A 13815-nucleotide genomic window follows, 5' to 3' on the forward strand; every position below is an offset into this window, starting at 1 on the left:
CCGCTGCGCCTCGCGCGCTTCGGCGTACCGCTCGCGGAGACCGCGCCCGCCGGCCTCGCCGCCGCCGGCATCGAGCCCGTCCTGCTGCCGCCCGCCCCCAAGGCGGTGGAGCCGACCCCCAAGCCCCAGCTGACCCCGGCGCCCACGCCCGCCGCGTCCACTGCCCCCGAGGTGCCCGAACCGCAGCCCGATCCCCAGCCCCAGCCCCAGGCCGAGCCCCACCCGACCGAGACCCTCCCGGTGGCCCAGCACGCGAGCCCCTGGTTCTCGGCGCACAACGCCTCGTACGAGCCGGTGGTCCCGTACGACGAGTGGTACGCCGAGCAGGAACGCCTCCAGCAGCAACAGCCGACGCAGCAGATGCCGCAGGCGCAGCACGAGCAGCACGAGCAGCAGGTGCAACACGAGCACCCCGCACAGCAGATGCAGCGGACGCAACAGATGCAGCAGACCCAGCAAATGCAGCCGGTGCAGCACGAGCAGCACGAGCAGCCCGTTCCGGAGTTCCCCGTGCCGAACGGCGCGGGCGGCACCCGGCCGCTCGGCGACGGCATCCCGCAGCAGGGAGCCCTGCCCGAGCCCGAGCAGGGCCCCGCGCAAGGGGCCGAGCAGATCCCCGAGCAGGGCGTCGAGCAGGGTGCCGAGCCGCCCGCCGCCCCCACCGACGAGGAGCTCTACCAGGTGTTCCGGTACTCGATAGGGGGCGAGGGCATGCCCACCCCGGGCGCGTTCGCGGCCAACGTCGAGGCGACGTACGGCCTGCGCCTCCAGTCCCGCGCGCTGAACAGCTACATGGACCAGTTCACGGCCCGGCTCAACGACGAGCTGATGGAAGACCACATCGCGTGACCCGCACCCCGGTGCCCGCCGTCGGCGTCAGGACGCCTTCGGCGGCACGAGGGTGCGCTCCGCGCCGAGGCCCGTGCCGGTGTCGGCGTAGAGGCTGACCCCACCGTCGCTCCGGCGCACGATCAGGTCGTCGGAACGGCCGTTGGCCGTGAAGGCGCCCGCCGTCATCACCTGCACGCCCTTCCACCGCGCGCCCGGCGCCCGCAGCCGCGTCTGCCTGCCGATGCCCGCGGCGCCCACGTCCTGGTGGAGCGCGAGCTCGCCGTCGGTCCGGCGGGCGACGAGGTCCCAGTTGGCGTTGCCGGTGAAGTCTCCACCGGTGAGCAGGGCGGCCCGCTGCCAGGTCGCGTTGGCCTTGCGGAGCCTGGTCTCCTTGTGGAAGCCGCGGCCGTCCACGTCGGTGTGGAGGGTGACCTCACCGTCGCTCCACCGTACGACCACGTCGTCGGTCCGCCCGTTCGCGCTGAAGCGGCCCGCGGTGAGCTGCGCGGCGTGCTTCCAGACGGAGTTGGCGCGGGCCAGTTCGGTCTCCCTGCCGAGGCCCGCCGCCGACACGGCCGGGTACAGCGAGACCTTGCCGTTGGACCAGCGCACCAGCAGGCCGGAGCGGCCGCCGCCGGTGAAGTCGCCCGCGGTCAGCGTCGTGGCCTTCTTCCAGGCGGAGTTGGCCTTCCGGAGCCTGCGTTCGGCGGTGAAGCCGCCCTTGCCGTCGCCCGGGTGGAGGGTGATCTCGCCGTCGGCCCACACGGCGAGCAGGTCGTCCCTGCCGTCACCGGTGTAGTCGCCGCCGACGAGCTGCTTGGCGTGCTGCCAGGTCTCGCCCGCACCGAGCGAGACGGGCAGCGGCGGCCGCTTCACCACGTCGACGTCAGCGACCGCGTCGGCGTAGAGCTTGAAGACCTCGTCGTCGTAGAACGGCGCGTACGAGACGGAGTCGGTGGCCCCGCCGCCCCCGGCGCCCCCGATGTTGCCGACGACCTGCCCCTTCCCGGTCCGCTCGTCGAAGTTCATCAGCCAGGGACTGCCCGAGGTACCGCCGAAGAAGCCGCCGCACTCCATCCGCAGCTGCTTGTACCCGGTGAGCCGGGTGGTCTTCCTGCGGCACTTGACCGCCTTGTCCGCGGGGGCGTGCCTGGCCGCCGGGTAGCCGATGACGGTGACCCACTCGGCGTAACTGGGCGTGCGCGTCAGCGTGTTGGCGCCGGTCACCTTCTCGATCTGCCGCCCGCTGTTGTCGGGCTTGACCGTGGCGAACGCGAAGTCGAGGTCGGAGCCGGGGCCGCGGGCGGTGTGCCGCGGGTCCTTGAACACCCGGTCGACGGCCCAGATCCCGTACGGCTGCCGCGCGGGCGCCCGCCCCGTCCGGTACCGCGGCACGAAGGCGTACTTGCTCCCGTTCCCGCAGTGCCCCGCGGTGAGGATCAGATTGCCCTTGGGACTGTGCACGACGCTGGCGGTGCAGTTGTGCGCGACCGGCCCCTTGTCGACGAAGTAGAGCACGCCAACGGTCTTGGCCCCCGCGTACCCGGTCTCGGCCCCGCCACCCCGAACCCCACTCCTGGCCTCCACCGCCGGCCCGGAAACCGGTCCCTCCACGCCACGCTCGGGAACGGGCGTGGCCGACTCCATCCGAGCAGCACTCCAGAACCGCTCGGCGTCATCAACTCCCCACCCCGCCCCACTGGTCCGCGGAACGGCACGACTCCCCTCTCCCTCAGCAGAAGCAAGGGAACCGACCCCCGCCAGAACGACAAGAGCCCCACCCCCCACGCCCACAAAGAAACCCCGACCCCAACGAGAAACGCGCACAACAACCTTCCACTACTGAACGAAGACGCCCTAGGGGCGCGAGGAACTGCGCAATCTCCTAGGGGCGCGGGGAACGGCGCAATCCTTCAGGGGCGCGGGGAACTGCGCAAAACCCCGGCGCGGCAGCACAAGACGACGGCACAGGCCCATCACGGCCAGAGCCGCGAGGACCACCCCACCGCCCCGAACCCACAACTCACCCCCAAGACTTCCGCTTCTTGGCCACCTCCGCGTACACCCCCACCGCGACACCGACCACGAACAGCACGGCATACAGCGGCGTAGGCACCTCCCACCACTTGTGCAGCATCCCCCAGGGCCCGTCCCCGAAGACGCGCCCCGCGACCCCGAGCCCGCCCTGAACCCCGACAACCCACCCGACGATGGCGACGATTTCCTTCATACAAAAATGATCGCCGGGGGCAGGGACGAAAACGTCCTGCCCCCGGCGGATTCACGAGTAGCCCAAAGGATGCAGCGCCACGGCAGCGCCACGACCCGCACCTCAGCTACACGCCGAGCAACTTCCGCACCCGCTCAGCGCCCACGGCGAGCAGCAGCGTAGGCAGCCGGGGCCCGGTCTCGCGGGTGACGAGGAGCCGGTACAGCAGGGCGAAGAACGTCCGCTGCGCGACCTTGATCTCCGGCGGCAGCTCCTTCGCCGTCGCGTCAGGGGAGAACCCGGCCCGCACCTTCGGCACGCCGTACACGAGGTGCGTCAGGCCGTCCAGGGACCAGTGCGAGTCGAGCCCCTCAAGCAGCAGCCGAAGAGACTCGCGCCCCTCCTCGTCCAGGGACGAGAGCAGCTCCGCGTCGGGCTCGGACCGCACGATCGTGCGCGCGTCGGCCGGCACCTGCGTGGTGATCCAGCTCTCGGCACGGTCGAGCCGCGGCCGGACCTCGTCGAGCGAGCCGATCGGCGCCGAGGGGTCGAGCTCGCGCAGGATGCGCAGGGTCTGGTCCTCCGCACCGGCGGTGACGTCGACGACGGACGCCAGCGTCCGGTACGGCAGCGGCCGCGGCGTCCGCGGCAGCTCGCCCGCGGCGGTCCGCACGGCCCGCGAGTGCGCGGCGGCGTCGGCGGGCAGCACCGAGCCGTCGGCGACCTTGGACTCCAGCTTGTCCCACTCGTCGTAGAGCCGCTGGATCTCCTGGTCGAAGGCGATCTTGAACGACTGGTTCGGGCGGCGCCGGGCGTAGAGCCACCTCAGCAGCGGCGCCTCCATGATCTTCAGCGCGTCGCCGGGCGTCGGCACGCCGCCCTTGGAGGACGACATCTTGGCCATGCCGGAGATGCCCACGAAGGCGTACATGGGACCGATCGGCTGCACGCCGTCGAAGATCTGCCGCACGATCTGGCCGCCGACGACGAAGGACGAACCGGGCGACGAGTGGTCGACGCCGCTCGGCTCGAAGATGACGCCCTCGTACGCCCAGCGCATCGGCCAGTCGACCTTCCAGACCAGCTTGCCGCGGTTGAACTCGCTGAGCCGGACGGTCTCGCCGAAGCCGCAGCCCTCGGCCGCGCAGGTGTAGACGAGCTCGGTGGTCTCGTCGTCGTACGAGACGACGACGGTCAGGTCCTTCCCGCACTGCCCGCAGTAGGGCTTGTAGGGGAAGTACCCGCCGGTGCCGCCGCTGCCGTCGTCCTCGCCCGCGGCGCCCGAACCCTCGGCGGCCTCCAGCTCGGCCTCGTCGACGGGCTTCTGCGACTGCTTGCCGCCCTTGCCCGCCTTCGCCGGGTCCTTCTTGGTGCGGTACTGGTCGAGGATCGCGTCGATGTCGCCGCGGTGCTTCATCGCGTGCAGGACCTGCTCGCGGTAGACCCCGGAGGTGTACTGCGCGGTCTGGCTGATCCCGTCGTACTCCACGCCGAGCTCGTCGAGCGCCTCGGTCATGGCGGCCTTGAAGTGCTCGGCCCAGTTCGCGTACGCCGAGCCCTCGGGGGCCGGGACCGAGGTCAGCGGCTTGCCGATGTGCTCGGCCCAGGAGTCGTCGACGCCGGGGACGCCGGCCGGGACCTTGCGGTAGCGGTCGTAGTCGTCCCAGGAGATCAGGTGCCTGACCTCGTGCCCGCGGCGGCGGATCTCGTCGGCGACCAGGTGCGGGGTCATGACCTCGCGCAGGTTGCCCAGGTGGATGGGGCCCGACGGGGAGAGTCCGGAGGCCACGACGACGGGTTTGCCCGGGGCACGACGCTCCGACTCGGCGATGACCTCGTCCGCGTAGCGGGCGACCCAGTCGGTGGTATCAGTGCTCTGAGCTGCCACGATCGGCACGTCCTCTTGTTTCCTCGGGATTCTCGGAAGCTGGCGTCAGCCATTGTCCCAGACGGAAGGGACCGGTCCGGGGTTGCTCGTGTCCAGGCTTATCCAGGAGAAACGCTGTCCCCGCTCATGGGACACTTGATGCTCACCCAGACGCACCTCATTTACGAGACTGACTTACGAGAACGGAAGCTCATGGCCCCGGTCACGTCCCTCACCGCATCCGTCCACCAGCGCCTCGCGGACGCCCTCTCGGCTGCCCTGCCGGAGGCCGGCGCCGCGGACCCGCTGCTGCGACGTAGCGACCGGGCGGACTTCCAGGCCAACGGCATCCTCGCGCTCGCCAAGAAGGCCAAGGCGAACCCGCGGGAGCTGGCCACCCAGGTCGTCGAGAAGATCACCAACGGCGATCTGCTTGCCGACGTCGAGGTGTCGGGCCCCGGCTTCCTGAACGTCACGGTCACCGACGAGGCGATCATCGAGACGCTCGCGGCCCGCGTCGCCGACGGCGACCGCCTCGGCGTCCCGCTGAACCCGGCCGCGGGCACGACGGTCATCGACTACGCCCAGCCGAACGTGGCCAAGGAGATGCACGTCGGCCACCTGCGCTCGGCGGTCATCGGCGACGCCCTGCGGCACATGCTGGACTTCACCGGCGAGAAGACGATCGGCCGCCACCACATCGGCGACTGGGGCACCCAGTTCGGCATGCTCATCCAGTACCTGATCGAGAACCCGGGCGAGCTGGCCCCGGCCGACGAGGTCGACGGCGAGCAGGCCATGTCGAACCTGAACCGGATCTACAAGGCGTCGCGCGCGGTCTTCGACGCGGACGAGGCGTTCAAGGAGCGGGCCCGCAAGCGGGTCGTCGCCCTGCAGTCCGGCGACCAGGAGACCCTCGACCTGTGGCAGCGGTTCGTGGACGAGTCGAAGGTCTACTTCTACTCGGTCTTCGAGAAGCTGGACATGGAGGTCCGTGACGAGGAGATCGTCGGCGAGTCGGCGTACAACGACCTGATGCCGGAGACCGCCCGCCTCCTGGAGGAGTCGGGCGTGGCCGTCCGCTCCGAGGGCGCGCTCGTCGTCTTCTTCGACGAGATCCGCGGCAAGGACGACCAGCCGGTCCCGCTGATCGTGCAGAAGGCGGACGGCGGCTTCGGCTACGCGGCGTCCGACCTCTCGGCGATCCGCGACCGGGTCCTGGACCTGAACGCCTCGACGCTGCTCTACGTGGTGGACGTGCGCCAGTCCCTCCACTTCAAGATGGTCTTCGAGGCGGCCCGCAGGATGGGCTGGCTCAACGACGACGTCACCGCGCACAACATGGGCTACGGCACGGTGCTCGGCGCCGACGGCAAGCCCTTCAAGACGCGTGCGGGCGAGACGGTGCGCCTGGAGGACCTCCTCGACGAGGCGGTGGAGCGCGCGACGGCGGTGGTCCGCGAGAAGGCCGAGAAGATCGGCCTCTCGGAAGACGAGATCATCGAGAACGGCCGCTACGTGGGCATCGGCGCCGTGAAGTACGCGGACCTGTCGACGTCGGCGAACCGCGACTACAAGTTCGACCTGGACCAGATGGTCTCGCTCAACGGCGACACGTCGGTCTACCTCCAGTACGCGTACGCCCGCATCAAGTCGATCCTGCGCAAGGCGGAAGGCGTCTCCCCCGTCGCCCACCCCAAGGTCGAACTGGCCCCCGCGGAGCGGGCGTTGGGCCTCCACCTGGACGCCTTCGGCGAACTCGTCGCGGACGCGACGGCGGAGTACGCCCCGCACAAGCTGGCGGCGTACCTCTACCAACTGGCGTCCCTGTTCACGACGTTCTACGACCAGTGCCCGGTCCTGAAGGCGGACACCCCCACCCAGGTGGAGAACCGCCTGTTCCTCAGCGACCTAACCGCCCGCACCCTGACGAAGGGCATGTCCCTCCTGGGCATCAGGACCCCCGAACGCCTCTGACCCCACCTGTCCCCCTCCCCCTCCCGCGCCCTACCAAGCGGCGGGGGAGGGATCTAGGGGCGCGGGAACTGCGCAATCTCTAGCGGCCGCGAAGCGAACCGCAGCCTTCCGGGGCGGCGGGGGTATCTAGGGGCGCGGGGAACTGCGCAATCTTTTAGGGGCGCGGGGAACGGCGCAGTCCTTTAGGGGCGCGGGGAACTGCGCAATTCTTAAGCCCCGCCCCCACCCAGCCCAAGCCCCAGCCTCCGCAGCCCCTCCCCGATCTCATCGGGCGACTGAGTCACAAAGCACATCCGCAAGGTAGCCACATCCGCGCGCCCCGCGAAGAACGGCGCCCCCGGCACATAAGCCACGTCATGCGCGATGACGGCCGGCAGCAAGGCCCCCGAGTCGTACCCCGCAGGCAGCGTCACCCAGACGAACATGCCCCCCTCGGGCCGAATCCACCTCGACCCCGAGGGCAACGCCTCCCCGAGCCCCGCCAGCATCGCGTCCCGCCGCTCCCGGTACACCCCGGCGACCCGGGCGACATGCGCATCGAGGTCGCAGTCGGCCAAGTACCGAGCGGCGGCAAGCTGGTTGACGGTAGGAGTATGGAGATCCGCCGCCTGCTTGGCGACGACACAAGCCCGCAGAAGCGAAGCGGGCCCCCGCAGCCACCCCAGCCGCAGCCCCGGCGCCATCACCTTGGAGAAGCTCCCGAGCAGCACCGTGCGGTCCTCGGCACCGGGGTACGTCGCGATCCACGGCACCCGCTCCCCCTCGAACCGCAGCTCCCCGTAAGGATCGTCCTCGACGATCCACAGGCCGCGCCGCCCGGCGATCCGGGCGATCGCCGCGCGCCGCTCGGCGGGCAGCGTGCGCCCCGTCGGGTTCTGGAACGTGGGCACGGTGTAGAGCAGCTTCGGCCGGTGCAGCGCGACGAGTTCATCAAGAGCATCCGGGTCGATGCCCGCCTCGTCGCACGGCACGGGCACCACGCGCGCGCCCGCGAACCCGAAGGCCTGCAAAGCCGCGAGGTAGCAGGGGTCCTCCACAAGAACCGTGTCACCGGGCTCGACCAGCGCCGTCGCGAGCAGCGAAAGCCCCTGCTGGGAACCGGTGGTGACGACCACGTCATCGGCCCCGGTCGGAAGCCCGCGCACCGCGAACCGCCCGGCGAGGGCCGCGCGCAGCGACGGCTCGCCTTCGGTCGTGGAGTACTGGAGCGCCCGCGCGGGCGTCTCTTCGAGGACCGCGCGGAACGCGGCGGCTATCCCGTCGGCGTCGAAGAGTTCGGGCGCGGGAAGACCGCCCGCGAAGTTGATGACCTCGGGCCGCGCGGTGACCGCGAGGATGTCCCGTACGGGCGAGCCTCCGACGTCACGGGCACGGGCGGCCAGCTCGGGGACGGGCGCGTCGGCAACGGTCATCTACGGCTCCTTAGCTGTGCTGATTCCCGGCAGCGTAAGGAACCGCATGCCGCCCGCATGCGCCATTCCGGGATACGGACTGACTACGCGGGCGGGTCCGGCACGTCGTCGTTGTCCCGGTTCGTCCGCGTCCACTTCTTGCTGTTGAGCGAGAAGGCGTAGACGGGACGGCTCTTGTCACCGCTCGTGGCGAACGGCTTGCCCTGGTCGTCGACGCGGATCGTGCCGTGCCGGCCGCCGCTCGACCAGGTCAGCTCCAAGTACCAGCGTACGAAACGGTTGTTGACGGTCGCGTTGACGTAGAACGCCTCGGCGTCGTTCGCGCTCACCTTGTAGGGGAAGCTGTCGCCCTCGTCCTCCGGCTTGAGGCGCGGCGACGCCGCGTCCAGGTCGGTGGAGAAGGAGTGCTTGGGCACGCCGCTTCCACAGCCGACGCCGAGGTACGCCGTCTTGAAGTTGTTCCACGCCAGGGGCGCCCCTGACCCGGCGACGCGGAGGTTCAGCGACTCCAGGACGACGGCTTCCTTGCCCTTGCCCTGCACGGTGAACCGTACGGTCTGGTCGCGGGCGGCGACGGCGCCGTTCGCGGCCGCCCAGGCGGGGGCATCCTGTTCACCGGGGGGCGGCGAGAGCTTGGTGGGCGACTTGTCGACGAGGTACACGCCGGGGCAGCCACCGTCCCAGTAGTAGGGCTGGGTGGAGACGCTCACCGGCACGCCGTCCTGGCCGGTACCGCCGCCGCCCTTGCCGCCGTCACCGGTGCCGGGGGCACCGCCGTTCTTGTCCTCGCCCGCCTTCCCCTCGCTCTTCGGGTCCTCGGACCCCGTCGTGCCCTTGCCCGCCTTGTCCTTGTCCTTGTCGGACGCCTTGCCCGGCGGCTCCTTCGAGGGCGAGACGGACTCGGCGCCGGAAGGCCCCTGTCCCCACTCCCCGTCCTTCTCGGTCGGGGAGTTGACGGACGCGCGGTCGCGCTTGTTGCCGTCGGACGCGGCCTGCACGGCTACGGCGGTGGCGCCGAGCGCGAAGACGACACCGGCGGCGACGAGCACCCGCGCACGGGGCAGCCGCCGCGTCATGCGCGTGTCCGCGGGTGCGGGGGCGGGGGCGGGGGGCCTGCCGATAACGATGTCTGGGGCGTCCCCGTCGTCGTCGCCGCGCTCGGGACGGGGGTGTGGGCCCTCGGCTCGTGAGCCTGCGGCACTCGAACCCACAGAGCCGGAACCGGCGGAGCCGGAGCCCGCGGAGCCCGGAACGTCCGAGGCCGAGCCACGGGAGACCGCGCCACCCGAGACCGATCCCCCGGCGACCGGAGCGTCGGCACCAGCACCAGCGCCCGCCCCTCCGGCCCCCGCACCACCACCGCCCGAGCCTTCCGCCTCTGAGCCGTCCGAGCCGTCCGAGCCGTCCGAGCCCCCGGAACCAGGAGCACCGGCCGCACCGGCCGCCCCCGCACCTCCGGACGCCGCTCCCCGCAGGGACTCGCGGTCACCTCTCAGCGCGTCGGCCAGGATCCACCGCCGGTGGACCTCGACCATCTCCTCCCGCGAGGCTCCGCACACCCGGGCCAGCCGCTCCAGCGGAGCGAACTCCGTGGGAACGGCGGTCCCCTTCACATACCGGTGCAGCGTCGACGTCGACACATGCAACCGCTTGGCCAGGGCTCCGTAGCTGAGCCCCGACCGCTCCTTCAGCTCCCGCAGCAAGTCCGCGAGATCGCCCGCCCCCACGCTCTCTCCCATCCCATTCGGCCGTTCCAAGGAACGGAGTCTTCGCAGTTCACAGCCGTACGAACATCCCAGCGTCGCCAACCCCCCGTGCCACGCTGGCCGCTGGGACAAAACACCGCACAAGCTGTGGGCCATACAAGCACGCCGCTTCCGGCACCTTCCCGGCGCGGCTCACGTCTTCCGCATCACATGGAAAGAGACCAGCCATGCGACTCACCACCAAGGCCACCGCAGCGGCCGCGGCCATCGCCGCCACCCTCTCCCTCGCCGCGATCGGCACCGCGTCGGCCGCGTCCGCCGCGCCGTCGGCCGCCAAGGCGGCGCCGGTCACCTGCACCGCCGCGAACACCAAGGTCACCGTCCAGCAGGTCGACCGCCCGATCAACCACCTGCTCCTGAAGGCCAAGAACACCGGCACGAAGCCCTGCTTCGCGTACGGCGCCCCGTTCCTCCGCTTCGACCAGGCGCAGGCCGCGACGCCGTGGGTGGACGACAGCACGCCCCAGGCGGTCGTCACGCTGGAGCCCGGCCAGACGGCGTACGCCGGCATCGGCACCTCCTCGCCCGAGGGCTCGGACGGCTACCAGGCCCACAAGCTGGGCGTCCACTTCTCCAACCGCGGGATGGACGGCAGCGTGGGCAACCCGGCCGACGCCAAGCTCCCCGCGGGCGGCGTGTACGTCGACAGCTCGGCCTACGTCACGTACTGGCAGACGTCGGCGGCCGACGCCCTCCAGTGGTGACGTCGCAACGGATGTCTGACTGAGGTCCACGTCCAGGTGTGACGCCGCGAAGGTGCGAGTTGGTTGCAGGTGGGACGGATTGGCGTCGGCGCCGGTGGAAGTACGAGCGGGTTTGTTGATTCACGAGTCAACGGTGACACTGCGTATCCATCATGGAACTCTGCGCGCACCCGTGCACGGAATCTGTACGGGTGCGCACGGGTGAATTGATCTCCGCATACGGGGAGTTGAGCGCCATGCCACCCAGGAACCGCCGCCGGAAGAACGCCTCCGCCATGAAGATGCTGGGCGCGCAGGTCGCCGCGCTGCGGAGGGCGGCGGGCCTCACGCAGCGCGAACTCTCCAAGCGGCTCCTCATGGACGAGGAGACGGTCGCCTCGATCGAGCAGGGGCGCCGTCCCCTCAAGGAGGACATCGCGGCGTCACTGGACCGCATCCTGGAGGCGAAGGGCGTACTGACGGCCGCGCTGGAGAACATGCCGGAGGTCGACCTGTTCCCGAGGTGGGCCGAGGAGTACATGGATCTGGAGCGTGAGGCGATCTCCCTGTCCTCGTACCAGAACCAGGTGCTGCACGGCCTGCTCCAGACCGAGGCGTACGCCTTCGCGGTCCTCAGTAACGACGTGCCCGCCCTGACCGATGACGAGATCGCCCTACGTGTCGCCGCCCGTATGGAACGCCAGGAGATTCTGCACCGCAAGAATCCGCCACGCCTCTGCTTCGTCATCTCCGAGGTAACTCTGATGGACCGCCTCGGCGGCGATGAGGTGTATTACGAGCAGTTGCGCCGACTGCGCGAGTGGGCGGACCTCCCCGGTGTCACACTCCAGGTCATGCCGGTCGGCCGCGACTTCCACGCCGGTCTCCCGGGCCCCTTCACCCTGTTCGAGACCCCCGACCACCAGCGCCTTGCCTACACCGAATTCCCGTTCGGCAGTCAATTGCTCGTGGACCCGGACACGGTGTCCTCACTAGAGGACATGTATGCGATGCTGCGGTCACAGGCCCTCAACCCCCAGGAAACTAAAGGCCTGTTGGACCGGCTGCTAGGAGACCAATGAGCACCGCACCAACGTGGTTCAAGTCCAGCTACAGCAACTCGCAAGGCGGCGAGTGCCTCGAAGTCGCCTACCACTGGCGGAAGTCGAGCTACAGCAGCGACCAAGGCGGCCAGTGCCTGGAGATCGCCGCCCACCCCTCCGCCGTCCACATCCGCGACTCCAAGAATCCCACGGGCCCCACCCTCACCGTCGCCCCGGACGCGTGGACCCGTTTCCTGAGCCAGACCTACTGACCCGCGCCGCCGACCGGGCCGACCTCGACCGGAGAGCCGGGCAGCGTCGAGGCGCCCGGCCAGTCCAGCGTGACCGACTCCGTCTCGTCGGGCGGGGTCACGACGAGATCGGTCACCTGGACGCCGGAGCCATCCGCGTCGCCCGCCGGGTAGGTGATGCCGAAGGACACCGCGTCGCCGTCCTTGAGGACCTTCGGGGCGGACTCCTGGCCCGTACGCCTGGCTGACAGCTCGCCCTCGCTCGTCCGCAGGTCGACGCCCGCGTACCCGGAGATCGCGCAGTCCAGGCCGCTGCCGTTCGTCAGGGTCACCGCTACGGATCTGTCGGGGCCGCCGTCGATCGTGCTGTCCGACGCCGAGATCTCAAGCCCGTCCGTACGGCACTTGTCGACCCCCACGGGCGAGCCGCCGCCCGGACCGCCGACCGGGCTCCGGCCCGACGACGGGTCGACCGCGACCGTGGACGTGGACACCCGCACGCCCGTGCCGTCGTTGCACGCGGTGAGCGCGAGCGCGGAGACGAGGGAGAGACCGGCGACCACCGAGCGGGTCGTGGTGCGGGTGAACTTCACTGGGAGCCCCCGGGAACAAGGAACGTGTGGCACGGCCAAGAGCGAAACAGCCCCGGCCCCGACGGCACAAGGAATCCCGGCCGATCTGGCACGCTGGAACGATTTTACCGACTTGACCTGGGCAAACGCCCTCCGCTGGAACGCCTCCCTGGGACGCCCCACCACGAACCTTCCGGTAAGTACCCACAAAAAAGTCGGTACTTGCCCCCCTTCACGCCGCCGGGAAGGATCGAAGACGTCCCCACCGGAAACCCGCCTCCGACAGGAGCTTCCCAGCCATGTCCGCACAGCCCGCGCAGCCCGCGCAGCCCGCCCCCGTCACCGTCCTCGGCCTCGGCCTGATGGGCAGCGCCCTCGCCGCCGCGCTGCTGAAGGCGGGCCACGCCACCACCGTGTGGAACCGCACCGCCGCCAAGACGGGCCCGCTCGTCGCCCAGGGCGCGACCCCGGCCGACACGGCGCGGGACGCCGTCGAGGCCGCCCCGCTCGTCATCGTCTGCCTCACGACCAACGACAGCGTCCGCGCCCTCCTCGAACCGGAGGCCGGCGCGCTCAAGGGCCGCACGGTCGTGAACCTCACCAACGGCACCCCGGCCCAGGCCCGCGAGCTGGCCGACTGGGCGGCGGCGCACGGCATCACGTACATCGACGGCGGCATCATGGCCGTCCCGCAGATGATCGCGACGCCCGCCGCGTACATCTTCTACAGCGGTACGGACGAGACGGCCTTCGCCACGCACCGCGCGACCCTGTCCGCACTCGCCGACACCAAGTGGGTCGGCACCGACCCGGGCCTCGCCGCCCTCTACGACCTGTCGCTGCTCACCGGCATGTACGGCATGGCCATGGGCGTCGCGCAGGCCTTCGCGCTGATCGGCAGCGAGGGCATCTCGCCCCGCGACCTCGCGCCGCTGCTCGGCGACTGGATGACCGCGATGGCGCACGGCATCATCCCCGGCATGGCCGAGGGCCTCGTCACCGGCCAGCACGTCACGGACGTCTCGAACCTCGCCATGAACCGCGAGGCGTTCCCCAACTTCATCGCCGCGTTCACCGATCAGGGCCTGCGCACCGACCTGTTCACGCCGTTCCAGGACCTCCTGGACCGCGCGGTCGAGCGCGGCCACGGCGCCGACGGCTTCTCGCGCCTGCCCCTGCTGCTCAGGAAGGACTGACGGCGGGG

Annotated in this window: 11 protein-coding genes and 1 pseudogene; 6 read left to right on the top strand and 6 right to left on the bottom strand. The window is 70.6% G+C overall.

All coding sequences use genetic code 11. The annotated features are described in order from the left end of the window. Positions 1-849, top strand: a pseudogene (locus ACIO9J_RS44045) (hypothetical protein); the annotation flags it as partial. Positions 850-876: 27 nt separating this feature from the next. Here ACIO9J_RS44045 and ACIO9J_RS44050 read toward each other — a convergent pair. The 3 genes from ACIO9J_RS44050 to lysS form a co-directional block, all read right to left on the bottom strand. Next, positions 877-2349, bottom strand: a complete 1473-nt coding sequence (locus ACIO9J_RS44050; RefSeq protein ID WP_402011792.1) for a trypsin-like serine peptidase — start codon at positions 2347-2349, stop codon at positions 877-879. Between the two features lie 505 nt (positions 2350-2854). After that, entirely contained in the window at positions 2855-3061 is a 207-nt protein-coding gene (locus ACIO9J_RS44055) for a hypothetical protein (protein ID WP_402011794.1), read from the bottom strand. 106 nt (positions 3062-3167) lie between these two features. Next, a complete protein-coding gene (lysS, locus tag ACIO9J_RS44060; RefSeq protein WP_402011796.1) occupies positions 3168-4937 on the bottom strand; it encodes a lysine--tRNA ligase in 1770 nt (589 codons plus the stop codon). 183 nt (positions 4938-5120) lie between these two features. Between lysS and argS the strand changes: the two genes are divergently transcribed. Continuing rightward, the gene (gene argS / locus ACIO9J_RS44065; RefSeq protein WP_402011798.1) at positions 5121-6884 is read left to right on the top strand and encodes an arginine--tRNA ligase; all 1764 of its coding nucleotides are present in this window, start codon (positions 5121-5123) and stop codon (positions 6882-6884) included. A gap of 209 nt (positions 6885-7093) precedes the next feature. On the opposite strand, the gene ACIO9J_RS44070 is transcribed toward argS, so the two are convergent. Both ACIO9J_RS44070 and ACIO9J_RS44075 read right to left on the bottom strand, forming a co-directional pair. Then, positions 7094-8296 (bottom strand): PLP-dependent aminotransferase family protein, encoded by a 1203-nt coding sequence (locus ACIO9J_RS44070; protein ID WP_402011800.1) that lies wholly within the window; start codon positions 8294-8296, stop codon positions 7094-7096. A gap of 83 nt (positions 8297-8379) precedes the next feature. Beyond that, positions 8380-10023, bottom strand: coding sequence for a helix-turn-helix domain-containing protein (locus ACIO9J_RS44075; RefSeq protein WP_402011803.1), 1644 nt, complete (start codon positions 10021-10023; stop codon positions 8380-8382). A 206-nt stretch (positions 10024-10229) separates the two neighbouring features. On the opposite strand from ACIO9J_RS44075, the gene ACIO9J_RS44080 reads away from it, so the two are divergent. The 3 genes from ACIO9J_RS44080 (at position 10230) to ACIO9J_RS44090 (ending at position 12060) form a co-directional block, all read left to right on the top strand. Beyond that, positions 10230-10766: a DUF4232 domain-containing protein gene (locus ACIO9J_RS44080; protein WP_402011806.1), complete on the top strand. Its 537-nt coding sequence runs from the start codon at positions 10230-10232 to the stop codon at positions 10764-10766. A gap of 236 nt (positions 10767-11002) precedes the next feature. Continuing rightward, the gene (locus ACIO9J_RS44085; protein WP_402011808.1) at positions 11003-11827 is read left to right on the top strand and encodes a helix-turn-helix domain-containing protein; all 825 of its coding nucleotides are present in this window, start codon (positions 11003-11005) and stop codon (positions 11825-11827) included. Next, a complete protein-coding gene (locus tag ACIO9J_RS44090; protein ID WP_402011811.1) occupies positions 11824-12060 on the top strand; it encodes a DUF397 domain-containing protein in 237 nt (78 codons plus the stop codon). Before ACIO9J_RS44085 ends, ACIO9J_RS44090 begins: the two co-directional genes overlap by 4 nt. Here the strand turns inward: ACIO9J_RS44090 and ACIO9J_RS44095 are convergent. Beyond that, positions 12054-12632, bottom strand: coding sequence for a DUF4232 domain-containing protein (locus ACIO9J_RS44095; protein WP_402011814.1), 579 nt, complete (start codon positions 12630-12632; stop codon positions 12054-12056). The genes ACIO9J_RS44090 and ACIO9J_RS44095 overlap by 7 nt on opposite strands. Before the next feature lie 278 nt (positions 12633-12910). Between ACIO9J_RS44095 and ACIO9J_RS44100 the strand changes: the two genes are divergently transcribed. Further along, entirely contained in the window at positions 12911-13807 is an 897-nt protein-coding gene (locus tag ACIO9J_RS44100; RefSeq protein WP_402011817.1) for an NAD(P)-dependent oxidoreductase, read from the top strand. Positions 13808-13815 lie beyond the last annotated feature (8 nt).

It is taken from the genome of Streptomyces sp. NPDC087300 (genome assembly GCF_044744425.1).
Taxonomy (GTDB): domain Bacteria; phylum Actinomycetota; class Actinomycetes; order Streptomycetales; family Streptomycetaceae; genus Streptomyces.